At 69.8% G+C, this 18,360-nt stretch carries 19 protein-coding genes; 10 read left to right on the forward strand and 9 right to left on the reverse strand.

The window, feature by feature from the left end; genetic code table 11:
- Positions 1 to 67: 67 nt before the first annotated feature.
- Positions 68 to 1,639: an acyl-CoA synthetase gene (locus DMC61_RS07760; protein ID WP_125687923.1), complete on the reverse strand. Its 1,572-nt coding sequence runs from the start codon at positions 1,637 to 1,639 to the stop codon at positions 68 to 70.
- Positions 1,640 to 1,692: 53 nt separating this feature from the next.
- Between DMC61_RS07760 and DMC61_RS07765 the strand changes: the two genes are divergently transcribed.
- Genes DMC61_RS07765 through DMC61_RS07775 form a run of 3 tightly spaced genes read left to right on the forward strand, consistent with a single transcriptional unit; the run spans position 1,693 to position 4,942 of the window.
- On the forward strand, positions 1,693 to 2,721 hold the full coding sequence (locus tag DMC61_RS07765; protein ID WP_370456392.1) for a Zn-ribbon domain-containing OB-fold protein: 1,029 nt from the start codon (positions 1,693 to 1,695) through the stop codon (positions 2,719 to 2,721).
- 8 nt (positions 2,722 to 2,729) lie between these two features.
- The gene (locus DMC61_RS07770; protein ID WP_125687927.1) at positions 2,730 to 3,785 is read left to right on the forward strand and encodes a thiolase domain-containing protein; all 1,056 of its coding nucleotides are present in this window, start codon (positions 2,730 to 2,732) and stop codon (positions 3,783 to 3,785) included.
- On the forward strand, positions 3,782 to 4,942 hold the full coding sequence (locus tag DMC61_RS07775; protein ID WP_125687929.1) for a thiolase domain-containing protein: 1,161 nt from the start codon (positions 3,782 to 3,784) through the stop codon (positions 4,940 to 4,942). The genes DMC61_RS07770 and DMC61_RS07775 overlap by 4 nt, the downstream gene beginning before the upstream one ends.
- Here DMC61_RS07775 and DMC61_RS07780 read toward each other — a convergent pair.
- The 3 genes from DMC61_RS07780 to DMC61_RS07790 are packed head-to-tail and all read right to left on the reverse strand — an operon-like array spanning position 4,939 to position 8,062.
- The gene (locus tag DMC61_RS07780; RefSeq protein WP_125687931.1) at positions 4,939 to 5,961 is read right to left on the reverse strand and encodes a YhjD/YihY/BrkB family envelope integrity protein; all 1,023 of its coding nucleotides are present in this window, start codon (positions 5,959 to 5,961) and stop codon (positions 4,939 to 4,941) included. The genes DMC61_RS07775 and DMC61_RS07780 overlap by 4 nt on opposite strands.
- Before the next feature lie 48 nt (positions 5,962 to 6,009).
- Positions 6,010 to 6,798, reverse strand: coding sequence for a transglutaminase family protein (locus DMC61_RS07785; RefSeq protein WP_125687933.1), 789 nt, complete (start codon positions 6,796 to 6,798; stop codon positions 6,010 to 6,012).
- Positions 6,799 to 6,835: 37 nt separating this feature from the next.
- Positions 6,836 to 8,062: a cytochrome P450 gene (locus DMC61_RS07790; RefSeq protein WP_125687936.1), complete on the reverse strand. Its 1,227-nt coding sequence runs from the start codon at positions 8,060 to 8,062 to the stop codon at positions 6,836 to 6,838.
- Positions 8,063 to 8,304: 242 nt separating this feature from the next.
- On the opposite strand from DMC61_RS07790, the gene DMC61_RS07795 reads away from it, so the two are divergent.
- Entirely contained in the window at positions 8,305 to 9,468 is a 1,164-nt protein-coding gene (locus DMC61_RS07795; protein ID WP_125687938.1) for a steroid 3-ketoacyl-CoA thiolase, read from the forward strand.
- A gap of 6 nt (positions 9,469 to 9,474) precedes the next feature.
- Here DMC61_RS07795 and DMC61_RS07800 read toward each other — a convergent pair whose 3' ends face one another.
- Both DMC61_RS07800 and DMC61_RS07805 read right to left on the reverse strand, forming a co-directional pair.
- Positions 9,475 to 9,960: a pyridoxamine 5'-phosphate oxidase family protein gene (locus DMC61_RS07800; RefSeq protein WP_125687940.1), complete on the reverse strand. Its 486-nt coding sequence runs from the start codon at positions 9,958 to 9,960 to the stop codon at positions 9,475 to 9,477.
- A gap of 40 nt (positions 9,961 to 10,000) precedes the next feature.
- Positions 10,001 to 10,846, reverse strand: a complete 846-nt coding sequence (locus DMC61_RS07805) for a hypothetical protein (RefSeq protein ID WP_125687942.1) — start codon at positions 10,844 to 10,846, stop codon at positions 10,001 to 10,003.
- Positions 10,847 to 10,910: 64 nt separating this feature from the next.
- On the opposite strand from DMC61_RS07805, the gene DMC61_RS07810 reads away from it, so the two are divergent.
- Positions 10,911 to 11,786 carry an N-acetyltransferase gene (locus DMC61_RS07810; RefSeq protein ID WP_125687944.1) on the forward strand — a complete coding sequence of 292 codons (876 nt, stop codon included), beginning with the start codon at positions 10,911 to 10,913 and terminating at the stop codon, positions 11,784 to 11,786.
- Positions 11,787 to 11,839: 53 nt separating this feature from the next.
- Here DMC61_RS07810 and DMC61_RS07815 read toward each other — a convergent pair whose 3' ends face one another.
- Together DMC61_RS07815 and DMC61_RS07820 are read right to left on the reverse strand one after the other, a co-directional pair.
- Entirely contained in the window at positions 11,840 to 12,745 is a 906-nt protein-coding gene (locus DMC61_RS07815) for an SDR family oxidoreductase (protein WP_125687946.1), read from the reverse strand.
- Complete coding sequence (locus tag DMC61_RS07820) at positions 12,742 to 13,539, reverse strand: SDR family oxidoreductase (RefSeq protein WP_063271366.1); 798 nt, start codon at positions 13,537 to 13,539, stop codon at positions 12,742 to 12,744. The genes DMC61_RS07815 and DMC61_RS07820 overlap by 4 nt, the downstream gene beginning before the upstream one ends.
- Positions 13,540 to 13,630: 91 nt before the next feature.
- Here DMC61_RS07820 and DMC61_RS07825 point away from each other — a divergent pair, with 91 nt between their 5' ends.
- From DMC61_RS07825 to DMC61_RS07845, 5 genes are read left to right on the forward strand one after another with little or no spacing between them, the layout of a single operon-like run.
- Complete coding sequence (locus tag DMC61_RS07825; RefSeq protein WP_125687948.1) at positions 13,631 to 14,380, forward strand: enoyl-CoA hydratase family protein; 750 nt, start codon at positions 13,631 to 13,633, stop codon at positions 14,378 to 14,380.
- On the forward strand, positions 14,380 to 15,240 hold the full coding sequence (locus DMC61_RS07830) for a CoA transferase subunit A (protein ID WP_125687950.1): 861 nt from the start codon (positions 14,380 to 14,382) through the stop codon (positions 15,238 to 15,240). Before DMC61_RS07825 ends, DMC61_RS07830 begins: the two co-directional genes overlap by 1 nt.
- Complete coding sequence (locus DMC61_RS07835; protein WP_125687952.1) at positions 15,237 to 15,962, forward strand: CoA-transferase subunit beta; 726 nt, start codon at positions 15,237 to 15,239, stop codon at positions 15,960 to 15,962. Before DMC61_RS07830 ends, DMC61_RS07835 begins: the two co-directional genes overlap by 4 nt.
- Positions 15,959 to 17,005 (forward strand): nitronate monooxygenase family protein, encoded by a 1,047-nt coding sequence (locus DMC61_RS07840; protein WP_125687954.1) that lies wholly within the window; start codon positions 15,959 to 15,961, stop codon positions 17,003 to 17,005. Before DMC61_RS07835 ends, DMC61_RS07840 begins: the two co-directional genes overlap by 4 nt.
- 31 nt (positions 17,006 to 17,036) lie before the next feature.
- A complete protein-coding gene (locus tag DMC61_RS07845) occupies positions 17,037 to 17,828 on the forward strand; it encodes an alpha/beta fold hydrolase (protein WP_125687956.1) in 792 nt (263 codons plus the stop codon).
- A gap of 1 nt (position 17,829) precedes the next feature.
- On the opposite strand, the gene DMC61_RS07850 is transcribed toward DMC61_RS07845, so the two are convergent.
- A complete protein-coding gene (locus tag DMC61_RS07850; protein ID WP_125687958.1) occupies positions 17,830 to 18,306 on the reverse strand; it encodes a DUF2000 domain-containing protein in 477 nt (158 codons plus the stop codon).
- Positions 18,307 to 18,360 lie beyond the last annotated feature (54 nt).

Below are 18,360 nucleotides of genomic sequence, written 5' to 3' on the forward strand. Positions count from 1 at the left end.
CCCCGCGTTTCGTCCTCTGGATGCGGTAGTTCGCCGGTGAACTACCGCATCCAGAGGACTAACTGCGTCAGGGGGCGCGGTGGCCTTCCCAGTACGGGTCGCGGAGCTTGCGCTTGTAGAGCTTCCCGTTCGGATCGCGCGGGAGTTCGGGCAAGTAGTCGACCGAACGCGGGAGCTTGAACTTCGCCAGTCGTGACGCCGCGTATTCGAGGATCTCCGCGGTCAGCTCCTCGGAGGGCTCGACACCGTCCGCGGGCTCGACGACGGCCTTGATCGCCTCGCCCCAGTCCTCGTGCGGGACGCCGAACACGGCGACGTCGGCGATCTTCGGGTGCATCACCAGTTCGCCCTCGATCTCCGCCGGGTAGATGTTGACCCCGCCCGAGATGATCAGATCCGCCTTGCGGTCGTGCAGGAAGAGGTAGCCGTCCTCGTCGAGATGACCGACGTCGCCGAGGGTGAACAGGTCCCCGACCCGCGCCTTGTCCGTCTTCGCCCGGTCCTTGTGGTACTCGAACTTCGAGTCGCCCATCTTCATGTACACCGTGCCGGTCTCACCGGCGGGCAGTTCCGTGCCCTCGTCGTCGAGGATCTTGATCGTCGAACCCGGCCACGGCAGCCCGACCGAACCCGGTTTCTTCAGCCACTCCTCGCCCGAGATCGCCGTCCCGCCGCCTTCGGTGGCCGCGTAGTACTCGGTGACGACCGGGCCCCACCAGTCGAGCATCCGGCGTTTGACCTCCAGCGGGCACGGGGCGGCGCCATGGATCATCACGCGCAGCGAACTCAGGTCGTAGGCCGCGCGGACGTCGTCCGGCAGGGCGAGCAGGCGGCGGAACTGCGTCGGGACCATGTGACTGTGCGTGACGCGGTGCCGCTCGATCAGCCGCAGCATGTCCTCGGCGTCCCACCGGTCCATCAGCACCGCGGTATGGCCCAGCTGCAGGGAGATCGCGACGAAGTTGAGCACGGCCGTGTGATAGAGCGGCGAACCGCACAGATGCACGTGGTCGTCGTGCGGCGCCAGCCCGAAGATCCCGAAGAACCACGTCGACGCGGCCGGCACGGAGTCGGGGTCGGCGCCGGTCAGCGGCCGCCGGACACCCTTGGGCCGCCCCGTGGTCCCCGACGTGTAGAGCATCGGCGAGCCCGCCGTGCGCCTTTCCGGACGTCCGTCGCACGAGCTCTCACCATTGCCGGAGCCGAGTTCCTCGATCCGGCGGAAGCCGTCGACGTCGCCGACGGCGAACCGGCCGCGTTCCGGGATGCCGGCCTCGTCGGCGGCGGCGATCGCGACGTCGGCGAACCGTTCGTGCGCGAGGAAGGCCTTGGCGCCGCTGTCGGACAGGATGTAGGCGACCTCCGGCCCGACCAGATGCCAGTTGACCACCACGATGTACAGGCCGGATTGGATGGCGGCGAAGTAGGCCGCGACGAGTTCGTCTCCGTTGGGCTGCAGGACGACGACCACGTCCCCGGCCTCCAGCCCGAGGGCCTGCAGGCCCCGGGCGTACGCGTTCGCTTTCGCGGCGAGGTCCCCGTAGCCGATCGAGCGGCCGTCCGGATCGACGAGCGCGACCCGCTCCGGCTCCTGTGCGGCGATGTTCCAGACCCCAAGTGTCCCGGTGGCAGTCGACATACCCGTGAATCTAGAACGCGTTCCACTCAAGAGCAACCGCCAGCCAAGCCCAGATGACCGATCTTGCCGAGAAATCGAGAACATGTTTCACTCAGGATGTGAGCGCACCTGAACTTCCGCTGTCGGCCCCGCTCAACGTGGGCTTCGACTACACGCGTTCGGTCGGCCCGGTACTCGGCCGGTTCGTCGACGCCCTGCGCGAGCGCCGCGTCGAAGGCGTCCGGGGCAGCGACGGCCGTGTCCATGTGCCCCCCTTGGAGTACGACCCCGTGACCGCCGAAGCCCTGTCCGAGTTCGTTCCGGTGGCCTCCGAGGGCGAGATCGTCTCCTGGTCCTGGATCGCCGAACCCGTCGACGGCCAGCCGTTGTCGCGGCCGTTCGCGTGGGCGCTGATCCGGCTCGACGGCGCCGACACCTCGATCCTGCACGCCGTCGACGCGGGCACGCCCTCGAATGTCCACACCGGACAGCGCGTGCGGATCCGCTGGGCGGACGAGACCGTCGGGCACATCCGGGACATCGCCTACTTCGTCCCCGCCGACGGGCCCGACACCGAAACCACCGAGGCGCCTCCCCCGGTCGCGAAACGCGAGGAGGGCGCGCCGGTCAGCGTGGTGATCACGCCGATCCACCTGCGCTACGAGCATTCCGCGTCGCCTGAGGAAAGCCGCTACCTGCGCGGGCTCGCGGAGGGGAAACTGATCGGCCAGCGCTGCCCGTCGTGCGAGAAGGTCTACATCCCGCCGCGCGGCGCGTGCCCGACCGACGGTGTGCCGACCACCGACGAGGTCGAACTGCCCGACACCGGCATCGTCACCACGTTCTGCATCGTGAACGTGCCGTTCCTCGGCCAGAAGATCAAACCGCCGTACGTGGCCGCGTACATCCTGCTCGACGGCGCGGACATCGCGTTCCTGCACCTGGTCCTCGGCTGCGACGCCGCCGACGTCCGGATGGGCATGCGGGTCCGGGCCGCGTGGAAACCGCGGGACGAATGGTGGACCTCGCTGGAGAACATCGGCCATTTCGAACCGACCGGCGAGCCTGACGCACCGTACGAATCCTTCGCCCACCATCTGTGAGGACCACCGTGCCAGATGTAGCAGTCGTGGGCTTCGCGCAGGCCCCCAACGTCCGCAGCACCCCGGGCACCACCAACGGCGTTGAGATGCTGGTGCCGATCTTCGCCGAGGTCTTCGAGCGCACCGGTCTGTCCAAAGAGGACATCGGATTCTGGTGCTCGGGTTCCTCGGACTACCTCGCCGGCCGCGCGTTCTCGTTCATCGCCGCGGTCGACGCGATCGGCGCCTTCCCGCCGATCCACGAGTCGCATGTCGAGATGGACGCCGCCTGGGCGCTGTACGAGGCGTGGCTGAAGATCCGGATGGGCGAGGTGGAGACCGCGCTGGTCTACGGCTTCGGCAAATCGTCGGCCGGGCAGTTGCGGCGGGTGCTCGCCCTGCAGATGGATCCCTACGTCGTCGCGCCGCTGTGGCCCGACTCGGTGAGCGTGGCCGGGATCCAGGCGCGGCTCGGCCTCGAATCCGGGCTGTGGTCGGAAAAGGATCTCGCCGAGGTCGCCGCGCGCAGCCGCGCCGACGACGCCGGTAATCCCGCCGCGCAGATCTCCGGCACGGTCGAGGTCGCGGAGCTGCTCGACGCCCCGTACTTCGCGGATCCGTTGCGGGCCCACGACATCGCGCCCATCACCGACGGCGCCGCCGTGCTCGTGCTCGCGTCGGCCGAGCGGGCGGCGGACCTTGTCGACAGCCCGGCGGTGATCACCGGGATCGAGCACCGCGTCGACTCTCCCGCGCTCGGTGTCCGAGACCTCACCAAGTCGCCTTCGACGGCGGCCGCCGGGCGGGCGCTCGATCTCGACGGCGTCGAGGTCGCCGAACTGCACGCACCGTTCACGCACCAGGAATTGATCCTGCGTGAGGCACTCGGCCTCGGCGACCAGGTGCGGATCAATCCCTCCGGCGGCGTCCTGACCGGCAATCCGATGTTCTCGGCGGGGCTGGCGCGGATCGGCGAGGCGGCGAACCGCGTCCTCGACGGCAGCGCGCGCAAGACCCTCGCCCACGCGACCAGCGGCCCCGTCCTCCAGCAGAACCTGGTCGCGACCTTGGAGGTCCTCTCGTGAAGCACCTCGCGGCCGTACTGGGAACCGGCCAGACGCACCACAAGGCCAAACGCACCGACGTGTCCATGCCCGGCCTGCTCCGGGAGGCCATCGACCGCGCGATGCTCGACGCGGGGACCGGCTGGGACGACATCGACGCGGTCGTCCTCGGCAAGGCGCCGGACCTGTTCGAGGGCGTGATGATGCCCGAACTGTTCCTCGCCGACTCGCTCGGCGCGACCGGGAAACCCTTGCTGCGCGTGCACACCGCGGGCTCGGTCGGCGGGTCGACCGCGCTCGTGGCGGCCTCGCTGGTGCAGGCGGGCGTGCACAAACGGGTGCTGACCGTGGCCTTCGAGAAGCAGTCCGAATCGAACGCGATGTGGGGCCTGTCGATCCTGCCGCCGTTCCAGATGCCGGTGGGCGCCGGGGCGGGCGGGTACTTCGCGCCGCACGTGCGGTCCTACATCCGGCGATCCGGCGCGCCCGACCACGTCGGGGCGATCGTCGCGGCCAAGGACCGCCGCAACGGCGCGCTGAATCCGTACGCGCATCTGCGGCAGTCCGACATCACGGTGGAGTCGGTGCGGGCGTCGCAGATGCTGTGGGACCCGATCCGCTACGACGAGACCTGCCCGTCTTCGGACGGCGCGTGCGCGATGGTGATCGGGGACGAGGCGTCGGGCGACGCCGTGCCCGGTGGCGCGGCGTGGATCCACGCGACCGCGATGCGCACCGAACCGACCACGTTCGCCGGACGCGATCAGGTCAACCCCCAGGCGGGCCGGGACGCCGCGGCCGCGTTGTGGCGGGACGCCGGGATCACCGACCCACTGTCCGAAGTGGACGCAGCCGAGATCTATGTGCCGTTCTCGTGGTTCGAGCCGATGTGGCTGGAGAACCTGGGCTTCACCGACGAGGGGCAGGGCTGGAAGCTCACCGAGGCGGGCGAAACCGCGCTCGGCGGGCGGCTGCCGGTCAACCCGTCGGGCGGCGTGCTCTCGTCGAACCCGATCGGCGCGTCGGGGATGTTGCGGTTCTCCGAAGCGGCCAAGCAGGTGATGGGCCGGGCCGGGGACTACCAGGTCGACGGGGCGCGGATCGCGCTCGGGCACGCGTACGGCGGCGGTTCGCAGTTCTTCTCGATGTGGGTCGTGGGGTCGGCGAAGCCGAGCTAAGGGCGGCGCCGGGGCCGGAGGCGTTGCGCGGCCAAGGTCGCGATCACCCCGGTCACCGCGCCCACCAGCACCGGCTTGAGCCCGTGCCGATCGGGAGCCGCGACCACGGGCCGGACCACCACGGGCGGCGGCGGTTTGACCGGGTCCGGCGGGGCGTCGCGTGCGGTCGCCGTCCAGGCCGTGACGAACACCAGCATCCGCGCCACCAGCGAGATGAAGAAGATCAGGCCGATGATGGAACCGAACGCGACCCCGGTCGGCGAGTTCCCGATCAGGCGCAGGTAGATCCCACCGGCCTGCTTCAGCAGCTCGAAGCCCAGCGCCAGCGCGACCGCGCCGCGCATCGCGCTGCGGACGCCGACCGGTTTCCGCGGCAACCGGGTGAGCACCCAGAGGAACACGAGCCAGTTCGCCAGCAGCGCCAACGGAATCGAGATCGCCGAGAGCACGTTGTGACCCCAGGCGGTGTCGTCCACGCCGGCCAGCCCCAGCAGATACCGGCCGAGCGCGGACCCGGAGATGGTGATGGCGAACGAGACCAGCAGCGCGCTCGCGAGGCCGAGCAGCGCGAGCAGGTCCGCGGCGATCGTGCGCAGCAGCGGGAGATCCGACCGGTTCTGACCCCACAGCGCGGTGAGCGCGTCCCGCAGCGAGTTCATCCAGTTCCAGCCTGAGTACAAGCCGATGATCAGACCGATGATCCCGACGCTGGTGCGCTGCTCGACGAATCCGGTGAGCAGCTCGCCCGCCTTGTCACCGAGGCCACCGGGCAGGGTGCCGGTGATCGCGTTCAGCATCGACTCGATCAGCTGCGGCTGGCTCGCCAGCACGAAGCCCGCCACCGAAACCGCGACCATGAGGATGGGCACCAGCGAGAACAGGCTGAAATAGGTGATCGACGCGACGTAGTGGTAACCGCCGTACTCGACGTAGCGGTTCACCGCCCGCGCCACGTGGTCCAGCCAGCGGTGGCGGGCCCGCAGCCGCTGCCATTTCGTCGGTGCTTGCTTCTCCCTCACACGGCAATGTCTACCTCAGCGAGGTCACGGGTCGGGGGCAACACGCGATCAAGCGAGCGCGATCAGCCGCGAGCCGTCGTCCTCCGGCAGCGACGGGCCCGCGGTCGCCAGCACGGTGTTGCCGAGAAAGTCCAGCTCACAGCCGAGGGTGGAGAGGAACGCGGTGTCGGCGGCGTCCCGTCCGGTGGCGATCCGGCAGAGGCTCTGCCTCGGCGCGAGGCCGGTGGCGTCGAACACGTACCACCGGCCGTCGATCGCGGCCTCGAACACGGCGTGGAAGTCCATTGGGGACAGTCCGGGCGCGTAGACGGCGGCGAACCGGGCGGGGATGTCCAGCACGCGGCACAGCGAGATGCAGACGTGCGCGTAATCGCGGCAGACCCCTTCCCCGGCGAGGTAGGTGTCGACGGCGTCGTCGGTCGGCGAGCCGGAACCGACCACATAGGACAGGTGCTCGCCGACGTGCCGGACGATCGCCTTCACCTGGGTGCGCGCGTCGGGCAGGCCGCCGAAGCGGGACAGCGCGAGCCCGCCCATCCGGTCCGACGGGCAGTACCGGCTGGGCCTGGTGTAGCGGATGACGTCGTCCAGGCCGACGGGCTCCGGATCGGCCGGGCCGAGCGTGCGTTCGGCCCGGTACCGCACGACGTGTTCACCGGGCGGCAGATCGACGACCTGGGCCCGGGTGCCGTGTTCGAACGCCACCTGGCGCGGCGGCGCGGGATAGGCGAACTCCTCTTGCCCGGCCCCACCGGCGAGCGCGATCACGAACGCGGCGGGGCCGGGTTTCGTGACCCGGAAGGACATTTCGACGTCGACCTGCACGTGGGGACCCATGGCCCCCATGGTGCCCCAAGGCCGCAGTCCCGGCCGATCAGGCGTAGCGGACCTGGTAGTGCTTGATCCCATTGAGCCAGCTCGACCGGAGGCGGTCGGGCGGGGCGAGTTCGGTGATGTCCGGCATGACGTCGGCGATGGCGTTGAAGATCAGATCGATCTCCAGCCGCGCGAGGTTGGCGCCGATGCAGTAGTGCGAACCCGTGCCGCCGAAACCGACGTGCGGGTTGTCCTCGCGGAGGATGTCGAACTTCTCCGGCCGGTCGAAGTGGTCCGGGTCGAAGTTCGCGGAGCTGTAGAACATCCCGACCCGGTCGCCCTTGCGGATCTGCTGCCCGCCGAGTTCGGTGTCCCGGGTCGCGGTGCGCTGGAAGGCGACCACCGGGGTGGCCCAGCGGACGATCTCGTCCGGCGCGGTCTTCGGGCGTTCCTTCTTGTACAGCTCCCACTGATCGGGGTGATCGAGGAAGGCCTTCATCCCGTGGGTGATCGCGTTGCGCGTGGTCTCGTTGCCCGCGACGGCGAGGAGGATGACGAAGAAGCCGAACTCGTCCGACGCCAGCGATTCGCCGTCGACGTCGGCCTGCACCAGCTTCGTGACGATGTCGTCCATCGGGCATTTGCGGCGTTCTTCGGCCATGTTCCAGGCGTAGCCGACGATCTCGGCGGACGCGGCGAGCGGCTCGACCTCGTACTCGGGGTCGTCGTAGGCGACCATCTGGTTGGACCAGTCGAAGATCTTCAGGCGGTCTTCCTGCGGGATGCCGATCAGTTCGGCGATGGCCTGCAAGGGAAGCTCGCACGCGACGTCGACGACGAAATCGCCGGAGCCCTTCTTCTTGGCCTCGCTGACGATCCGCTCCGCGCGATCGCGCAGGGTGTCCTCGAGCTTCGCGATCGACCTCGGCGTGAAGCCCTTCGACACGATCCGGCGCAGCTTCGTGTGCTGCGGGGCGTCCATGTTGAGCAGGACCAGACGGTTGGCTTCGAGGCTGTCGTCGGTCATGTTCTCGTCGAACCGGATGATCGCGGTCTTCTCCCGGGAGGAGAACAGCTCGCTGTCCCTCGACACCGCCTTGACGTCATCGAGCCGGCTGACCACCCAGTAGCCGTCATCGCGGAAGCCCGCGGTGTTGTGCGGCTGCGGGTTCCACCAGACCGGCGCCGTGCGGCGGAGTTCGGCGAACTCCTCCAGAGGCAGTCTGGTGGCGTACAGATCCGGATCGGTGAAATCGAAACCGGCGGGGATCAGGGGAGCGGCCACGGGCTACCTCCTACGCGGTTCGCCAATGAAACACGTTCTAGACCCGATTGAAGCATACGGCGTTTACCAAGTGAAGAGTTTCAGTGAAACCCGTTTACTCGGCCCGCATCGATCTTGCACTCCCTGCAAAAAGCGGAAACGGCGACCAGTGATCAAAATCCGGTCGACCCTGGGGCGGCTTGCTCAAATCAAGAACGTGTTCTACTTTTCTTGGTAGTGAACAGTGTTTCCAGGAGGCGAACGTGGGTAGTCCGGTGATCGTCGAGGCGGTCCGCACCCCCATCGGCAAGCGCAGGGGACATCTGGCGGGGCTGCACGCCGCCGAGATCCTCGGCGCGGCGCAGCGCGCCCTGCTCGAACGCGCGGGCGTGGATCCCGCGCTGGTCGAGCAGGCGATCGGCGGGGCCGTGACCCAGGCGGGCGAACAGGCGGGCAACGTCACGCGCACGGCGTGGCTGCACGCCGGTCTCCCGGAGACCACGGGTGCGACGACCATCGACGCCCAGTGCGGCTCGGCTCAGCAGGCGACGCATCTGATCGCCGGGCTCATCGCGACGGGCGCCATCGACGTCGGCGTCTCGTGCGGTGTCGAGGCGATGAGCCGGGTCCCGCTGGGCGCGAACCGCGGCGAGGGCATCGGCACGCCTCGTCCGGAGTCGTGGTCGATCGACATGCCGAACCAGTACGGCGCGGCCGAGCGGATCGCGGAACGCCGCGGGATCACCCGCCTCGACGTCGACCGGTTCGGCACCGAGTCTCAGGCCAAAACCGCCGCCGCGTGGGCCGCGGGGCACTTCGACCGCGAGGTCGTCGCCGTGAAGGCACCCGTGCTCGGCGAGGACGGCACGCCGACCGGCGAGACCCGGCTGGTGTCGCGCGACCAAGGACTTCGCGACACGACCGTCGAAGGCCTGTCCAAGCTCAAGCCCGTCCTCGAAGGCGGCGTGCACACGGCCGGGACGTCGTCGCAGATCTCCGACGGCGCGGCCGCGCTCCTCCTGATGGACTCGGACCGGGCCAAGGCACTGGGCCTCAGGCCGCGAGCGCGGATCGTCTCGCAGGCGCTGGTCGGCGCGGAGCCGTACTACCACCTCGACGGGCCCGTGCAGGCGACCGAACGCGTCCTCGCCAAGGCGGGGATGACGATCGGCGACCTCGACCTCTTCGAAGTCAACGAGGCGTTCGCTTCGGTCGTGTTGTCGTGGCAACGGGTGCACCGGCCCGACGAGGCCAAGGTCAACGTGAACGGTGGCGCGATCGCGCTCGGGCATCCCGTCGGCAGCACCGGCGCCCGCCTGCTGACCACGGCGTTGCACGAACTGGAACGCCGCGACGCGAGCACCGCGCTGGTGACGATGTGCGCCGGTGGCGCGCTTTCCACCGGCGCGATCATCGAACGGATCTAGCCGCCGCTAGTCCAGGCCGACCTCGACCACCGGACCGTTGTCCGGCCTCGCGAGCCTTTTGAGCCCCTGACCCTCCTTCCAGAAGTCGAAATAGATGGTGTTGCCCTCGACCCAGGTCAGCACCGCCTCGGTGAGGTCGAGCCGGAAGACGTGCGCCTCCCCGTCGTCGCCCTGCAGGCGGGCGACCTCCGCCGGATCGATGATCTCGACGGCCTTTCCCGACACCTTCGCGTCCGCGCCGCCCTCGTCGATCGCCGAGGCGGCGTGGATCGCGAACCTGCCGTCGTGCTGCAGATCCTTCGCCTTCATCGCGCCGATCATCGAACCGATCAGCAGGTCCTGCTCACGGAAATCGACCTCACTGCCACTCACCCGGGGCGAACCGTCCCGCCGGACCGTCGCCAGCACATGCGACTTCGCCGCGGTGAACCGCTCTTTGATCTTCTCCGCCAGCGCGGGTGCCTCTTCACTGAACTGCTGCCACGTCGCCATGCGCACCAGCGTCCCACCGGGGTACGACAGTTTCGAGCGGTCAGGGCCGCGGCGCCCCCATCGGGTTCGGCAGCGGGATCGCGCCGGTGTCGAAGATCCGGCGGCTCAGCGGGACGGCGATCCGGACGACCTCGGCCGCCCCGTCCTCGCCCAAGGCGTCGAGCGGGCCGAGGGCGAGGCGGTCCGTCTCGTCCTCGATCCGTTGGCGCAACTCGATTCCCGGGCCGGTGAGCCGGAGATCGCCGTCGAGGATCCCCCGTCCGGACAGCCGCGCGACACTCGCGTCCCACTCGTCGTCGGACCAGCCGCGGTTGATCTGGATGACCTCGCGTGTCACCGCCCCGCTGCCGATGTGGGTCAGTGTCGTGTCGAGTCCGCGCAGCCCGGCGGCGACGGCGGAAAGCACGTGACCGTCCCCGCGATGCTCGCGCAGCACCGTCGCCGCGAGCCAGACCCGGCCCGCCGGCGTCGCGGGCCTGGCGACCGATGACCAGGCGGCGGCGAGCGGCCTGGCCGCGTAGTCGCAGCCGGTGACGGCGTGTTCGAGCAGATCGGCGAGGTCCCCGAGCGGCGCGTCGGCGGGAAGGATCCGGTTCAGGGCCTCCTCGACGGCGGCCATCCGGGACCGGAGCACGACCGCCGGTTCGGCGTATTTCCACGCGTCGGGCAGGGAGCGCGCGACCATCCTCGGGGCGAACCCGAAGAGCATGGCGGTCGCGGGTGGTTCCGGCAGCGGCCCGAGTGGCGCGACCCGGCCGGCGAAATAACCCATCCACCAGCCCGGCAGGCCCGCCGCCTTCGCTGCGGCCGCGGTCTCCGGGGCGAAGTAGACGACGGCGTGCAGCGGCTCGACCGCTTCCCAGAGACGGCGCTGAAGTGACTTCACTCCCCCATCTTGCCCCCGCCGAAAACCGGATGCGGCTCCTCGCGGCATGGTGTGTGATCGCGCCATGGTGATCAGCTTGGAGAAGCCGGAGACCGACGGGCTGGACGAAGCCGTCGAGGCGCTGCGGGACTGGCAATCCGAAGGCGTGGCTTGGCAAGTGCATCCCGGTGACCTCGGCTGGTACTGGCGTAACGGCGCGCCCGCGGTGGCCGAAGCGGTGCGGATCTGGCGCCGGGACGGCCGGATCCTCGCCGTCGGTTTCCTCGACGGAGCCGACCTCCTGCGGCTCACGACCGCGCCGGACGTCCGCCGGGACGAGGAACTGGCGCGACGGCTGGCCGAAGACGTGGCCGCGCCCGAACGTGGTGTCCTTCCTGCTGGAAGGGTCTCCGTCGAGGCGCCGATGGACGCGCTTCTCCAGGACGTGCTGCCCGGGCACGGCTGGCATGTCGACGAGGAAGAACCATGGACGCCGCTGAGCCTCGACCTCACGGAGCCGGTGAAGGCTCCGGACCTGCGGATCGAGACGGTCGGCGCGGATCTGGCGGCCGCCTGGGCCGAGGTGATCGGGGCGGCGTTCGGCGGATCGACGTTCACCGCCGAAAAGTGGCGGACGATGGCGGCCTCGGCGCCGTACGCCGATGCCCGGTGCCTGCTCGGCTACGACGACCGGGGTGACGCCGTCGCGGCGGTCGCCGTGTGGTCGTCCGGCCCCGGCAAGCCCGGGTTGCTCGAACCGATGGGCGTGCGTGCCGACCAGCGCGGCCACGGATACGGCCGGGCGATCACCGTCGCCGCGGCGGCCGCGCTCCGGGAGCTCGGCTCGTCGAGCGCGGCCGTGAACACGCCCAGTTCCAACGTCGCCGCCGTGACGACCTACGAATCGGGCGGGTTCCAGCCGTGGCCCGAGATCCGGGACCTGACGCGAGACGCCTCGTGAGTGGTAAGGACGGTTAGAACCGTCCTTACCACTCACGAGACAGCACCGAAGACCTACGCCCCGTAAACGGGTTCAGGCACCGGAGCCTCCGCCAGCAGCTCCCCCACCACCGGGCCGAGCTCGGCAGGCGACCACCGGGAACCTTTGTCCCGCACCGGTCCGTGCCGCCAGCCCTGCGCGATCGAGACGCGTCCGCCGTCGACCTCGAACACCCGGCCGGTGACCCCGGACGATTCTTCGCTGCCGAGCCACACCACCAGTGGCGACACGTTTTCCGGTGCCATGGCGTCGAATCCGTCTTCCGGCGCGGCCATGTCGTCGGCGAAGGCGACTTCGGTCATCCGGGTGCGGGCGGCCGGGGCGATCGCGTTCACGGTGACGCCGTAGCGCGCGAATTCGGTCGCCGCGACCAGCGTGAGCCCCAGGATGCCGGACTTCGCGGCCGCGTAATTCCCCTGCCCGACGCTGCCGAGCAGGCCGGCCCCGGAGCTGGTGTTGATCACCCGGGCGGCCCGCGTCCGGCCCGCCTTCGCCTCGGCTCGCCAATATTCGACGGCGTGCCGCGTCGGCGCGAAATGCCCCTTCAGGTGGACGCGGATGACGGCGTCCCATTCGTCCTCGCCGAGGTTGACCAGCATCCTGTCGCGCAGGAAACCCGCGTTGTTGACCAGGACGTCCAGCCCGCCGAAGGTCTCGACGGCCTTCCGCACCAGTGCCGCGGCACCGTCCCAGGAGGCGATGTCGTCGGTGTTCGCCACCGCTTTGCCGCCGAGCGCCTCGATCTCGTCGACGACGTCCTGCGCGGGCCCGGCCGATCCGCCGCTTCCGTCGATCCCGGCGCCGAGGTCGTTCACCACCACCCGCGCGCCCTCCGCGGCGAACGCGAGCGCGTGCGCCCGTCCGATGCCGCGACCGGCTCCGGTCACCACCACGATCCGGCCGTCGGCGATCCCGTTCACACCGGCTCCTTTCGTTCTTTCACCAGGGAATTGGAAGCGGCGAGGAAGGCAGGCACCTCTCCCCCGCCGTGGACGGTCAGGCAGGCTCCGCTGACATAGGAGGCCAGCGGGGACGCCAGGAACACCGCGCAGGAACCGATCTCGTCCGGATCCGCCAACCGTCCTAACGGGACGGTCGCGCCCACGGCCTCGATCCCCGCCTCGTCGCCGTAGTGCAGATGCGAGTGCTCCGTCCGCACCATGCCGACGTCGAGCCCGTTGACCCGCACCTTCGGCGCCCATTCGACGGCGAGTGACGCGGTCAGGTTGTCCAGGCCCGCCTTCGCCGCGCCGTAGGACGCCGTCCCCGGCGACGGTCTCGTCGCGCTGACGCTGCTGATGTTCACGATGACACCGCCGCTTTCCTGCTCCTGCATGACGGCGTTCGCCGCCCGCGCGACGCTCAGCGGCGCCAGCAGGTTCAGCGCGACGATCTTCTCGTGGAACCGCGGCGACGCGTGCGCCGCCTCGGCGTACGGCGCGCCGCCCGCGTTGTTGACCACGACGTCGAGCCTGCCGTGCCGCCGGACGACCTCCTCGACGAGCGCGTCGACCTCTTTCGGGTCGCGGACGTCGCAGGAGATGAAGGTGGACGCCTTGTCCCCGGCGCAGACCGGCCGCTCGGGTTCGGTGCGGGCGCAGGTGACGACTTCGGCGCCGGCACGCAGGAAAGTCCTCGTGACACCGGCGCCGACGCCGCGGACCCCACCGGTCACCAGCACCACGGCGCCGTCGAGCCGGAGTTCGAGTGCCATGCCGGGCCTCCTTCACGTCGCTGTACCCGGGCCGGACGTCCTGCTAACGTACCAAGCAAGTGCTAGGTTTGGTAGCGGAGAAGGGTGCACGATGACCGTTTCCACCCACTCACCGGAGCCCGGCATCGCCGTGGTCACGGTCGACGCGCCCCCGGTGAACGCGCTGAGCGTGAAGGGATGGTTCGCCCTCGCGTCCGCCGTCACCGACGCCGGACGCGACCCCGCGACCCACGTGGTGGTGCTGCGCGCGGAAGGCCGCGGGTTCAACGCGGGGGTCGACATCAAGGAGATCCAGCGCGATCCGGGTTACGGCGCGCTGATCGGCGCGAACGAGGGCTGCGCGGCGGCGTTCTCCGCGGTGTACGACTGCGCGGTCCCGGTGATCGCCGCGGTACAGGGTTTCTGCCTCGGCGGCGGGGTCGGCCTGGTCGGCAACGCGGACGTCGTGGTCGCCAGTGAAGACGCCACTTTCGGGCTACCGGAGGTCGATCGCGGCGCGCTGGGCGCGGCGACCCATCTCGCGCGCCTCGTCCCCCAGCATCTGATGCGCGCCCTGTACTACACGGCTTCCACGATCACCGCGGCCCAGTTGCACCACCACGGTTCGGTCTACGCCGTCGTGCCGCGGGAGGAACTCGACGAGACCGCGCTCGGTGTGGCGCGGCAGATCGCGGCGAAGGACACCCGCGTGATCCGCGCGGCGAAACAGGCCATCAACGGCATCGACGTCCAGCCCGTGCACCGCAGCTACCGCTTCGAGCAGGGATTCACCTTCGAACTCAACCTGGCGGGCGTTTCGGACGGCGCGCGCCAGGAATTCCTGGACGGTAAGGGGAAGTGATGGCCGACAAGCGGATGACGCCGGACGAGATCGTCGCCGAACTGAAGGACGGCATGACGATCGGGATCGGCGGCTGGGGCTCGCGGCGCAAGCCGATGGCGCTGGTGCGCGCGATCCTGCGCTCACCGGTCAAGGATCTCACCGTGGTCTCCTACGGCGGTCCGGACGTCGGGCTGCTGGCGTCGGCGGGCAAGATCAAGCATCTCGTCTTCGGCTTCGTCACGCTCGATTCGATCCCCTACGACCCGTGGTTCTCCCGGGCGCGGGAATCCGGGTCGATCACCGTCACGGAATACGACGAAGGCGTGTTCGGCACCGGTCTTTCCGCTGCCGCGCAACGACTTCCGTTCCTGCCGACCCGGGCGGGCCTCGGCTCCGGCGTGATGGACCTGAACCCGTCGCTGCGCACAGTCCGCTCGCCGTACGACGACGCCGAAGAGCTGCTGGCTGTGCCCGCGCTCAAGCTCGACGCCGCCTTCGTCCACCTCAACCGCGCCGACGCCCGGGGCAACGCGCAGTATCTCGGGCCGGATCCGTACTTCGACGAACTCTTCGCGCTCGCCGCCGACAAGTGTTACGTGTCCACGGAACAGATTGTCGAGACGGCCGAGCTCACCGAGGCGGGCCCGGTGCAGAGCCTGCTGCTGAGCCGGATGCTCGTCACCGGGGTGGCCGAAACCCCGAACGGCGCGCATTTCACCACCGCCGTCCCGGACTACGGCCGCGACGAACGTTTCCAGCGCCACTACGCCGAAGCGGCCAAGGATCTCGACGCGTGGCCGAAATTCGTCGACAGGTTCCTGTCCGGGGACGAAGCGCAGTACCAGAAGGCCGTCGCCGAGTTCGGGGAGTCCGCGTGAGTGACATCAGCCGTGCCGAAGTGGCCGTCGTGGCCTGTGCCGAACTGTTCCGTGGAGACGGCGAAATCGTGGTGAGCCCCATGGGTTTCATCCCTTCGCTGGGGGCACGGCTGGCCAGGCTGACGTTCGAGCCGGACATCCTGCTGTCCGACGGCGAGGCGTACCTGATGACCCCGGACGCCGTCGTCGAAGGCTGGCAGCCGTTCCGCAAGGTCCTCGACACCGTGGTGCCGCGCGGAAAGCGGCATGTGGTGATGGGCGCCAACCAGATCGACGGCGAGGGCAACCAGAACATCTCGGCGATCGGCGAGCATTCCCGCCCGAAGAAACAACTTCTCGGCGTGCGGGGCGGGCCGGGCAACACCGCCAACCACCGCACGAGCTACTGGGTCCCCCGGCACGGCAAGCGGGTTTTCGTCGATCAGGTCGACGTCGTGTCCGGCGTCGGCTACGCCCGGGCGCGCGCGGCAGGTTTGCGGCATCACGACGTCCATCGGGTCGTCACGAACCTCGGGGTGCTGGACTTCGGCGGCGAAGACCACGCACCGCGGCTGCTTTCCGTGCATCCAGGGGTTTCCGTGGACGAGGTCGTCGAGGCGACGTCGTTCCCGCTGAGCACCGACGGCGTCACGGAGACCCGGCTGCCGACCGAGACCGAGCTGCTCCTGATCCGCACCAGTCTGGATCCGAAGTCCTTGCGGGACAAGGAAGTTCCGTCATGAAGTCGGCGCTGACCGAGCTGGCGGGCATCCGGCACCCGATCGTGCAGACCGGGATGGGCTGGGTCGCCGGGCCACGGCTGGTGTCCGCGACGGCGGAGGCGGGCGGCCTCGGCATCCTCGCGTCCGCCACGATGACCTACGACGAGCTGGCGGCCGCGATCAAGGAGGTCAAGAGCCGCACGTCTCAGCCGTTCGGCGTCAACCTCCGCGCGGACGCCGAAGACGCCGCGCGCCGGGTCGAGCTGCTCATCACCGAGGAAGTCCGCGTCGCGTCCTTCGCGCTCGCGCCGAAGAAGGACATGATCGCGCGGCTCAAGGACAACAACGTCCTCGTCGTTCCCTCGGTCGGCGCGGCCAGGCATGCGGAAAAGGTCGCGGGCTGGGGTGCCGACGCCGTCATCGTGCAGGGCGGTGAGGGCGGCGGGCACACCGGCGGGGTGGCGACGACGTTGCTGCTGCCCTCGGTGCTGGACGCGGTCGACATCCCGGTGGTCGCGGCGGGCGGCTTCTTCGACGGCCGGGGGCTGGCCGCCGCGCTCGCCTACGGGGCGGCCGGGGTCGCCATGGGTACCCGGTTCCTCCTGACGAGGGAAAGCACCGTCCCCGACGAGATCAAGCAGGCGTACCTAGCCCGTGATCTCAACGGCACCGTCGTCACCCGCAAGGTGGACGGCATGCCGCATCGCGTGCTCCGGACGGAACTGGTCGACGCGCTCGAGTCCGCCGGTCCGGTGAGCGGGTTCGCCCGTGCCGCCCGCAACGCCGCGAAGTTCCGGAAGCTGACCGGGCTGTCGTGGCGGTCCCTGGCCACCGAAGGGCTGCGGATGAAACGCGGCGGCGACCGGACGTGGTCGCAGGTCCTGATGGCCGCCAACACGCCGATGTTGCTGCGCGCCGGCCTGGTCGAGGGCGACCGGAACGCCGGTGTGCTGGCGTCCGGGCAGGTCGTCGGCCTGCTCGACGACCTGCCCGCGGTCGGCGACCTGATCGAGACGATCGTCGCCGACGCGACCGGCATCCTGCGGCGGCTGGCCTCGGAGTGAGCGGCCGGACGCGCTGTGCTTGACTTCGGCCATGATCTCGGAGAGTCGTTGTCCGGTCGAGGACGGTGAGCTGTACGTCCGCAGCACCGGCGAAGGGCCGCTTCTGCTCCTGATCGCGGGCGGGCTCGGCTCGGCGGACACCTTCCGGGCGATGACGAAGCTGCTCGCGGACGACTACACCGTCGTCACCTACGACCGGCGCGGGCACTTCCGCAGCACGGACACCAGCACCGGACCGGTCAGCGTGCCGAAGCAGGCCGACGACGCCCACGCGGTGCTCCAGCACGTCGGCGGCGGCCCCGCGAGCGTGTTCGGGACCAGCGCGGGCGCCATGATCGGCCTCGACCTCGTCGCCCGTTACCCGGACGCGGCGACGATGCTGATCGCGCACGAACCGCCCGCCATCCAGCTGCTGCCCGACGCGCTCGGCTGGCTCGACGAGGCCAACGCGCAGGTCCGGCTCGCCCAGGCGGGCGACCTGATGGGGGCGTTCAAACGGTTCACCGACGGGATCGCCGGTGCCGCACTGCCCGAACTGCGCGCGATCCGGCTGCCGAACGAGGAGGACTGGAAGCGGCTGTTCGGCCGCGAGCTGGCCGAGATCCTCGACTACCTTCCCGATCTGCGGGCCCTGCGCCGGAGCAGGACCGAGATCATCCCCGTCGCGGGTGTCGGAAGCCGCGGCCACTACCACTACCAGCCCGCGAAGATCCTCGCGCTCGAACTGGGCTTGCCGTTCACGGAGGTCCCCGGCGCGCATCTGGCGCCGCAGCGGAATCCCGCCCAGTTCACCGAAGCGCTGCGGGAGTTGCTCGAAGGCTGAGTCACGGCAGCAGCGGCAGCTTCCCGACCAGTTTGTCGATCCGGTTGCGCGGGCCGACGATGCCGATCGCGCAGTAGTCCATCTCCCCGGTCGGGATCTCCTTCATCGTCGCGAGGAAGTCGGAGTAGACCCGGATCCGCTGGGCGACGGCGGGCATGTCGGCGACGTGACAGTCCGGCGAGGCGGCGGCCTTGGCGCGGATGGCGCGCAGCTTCCCGGTGTCGGCCGACAGGATCGAGCAGCCGACCCAGGGCAAGCCGGTGTAGTGCTCTCCGTCGGCGTCGACCGCTTCGTCGCCGAGGAGACCCGTGACGCTCCGCGCGGTGGCGACGGCGGTGCACACCGCCGCGTTGACCGCGCGGCCGGGCGGCAGCCCGCTGTCGACCACGATCACCCATTTCAGGCGGGCCGACCGGGTGGACGCGGTGAAGTCGATCTCCTCGGGGGCGAACCCGATGGCCGTACCGTACTCGGACATTCAGCTGGTCTCCTGCTCACTTCGACGGACGAACAAGGCCAAGCTAGGGAGACG

This window comes from Amycolatopsis sp. WAC 04169, assembly GCF_003947535.1.
GTDB lineage: Bacteria > Actinomycetota > Actinomycetes > Mycobacteriales > Pseudonocardiaceae > Amycolatopsis > Amycolatopsis keratiniphila.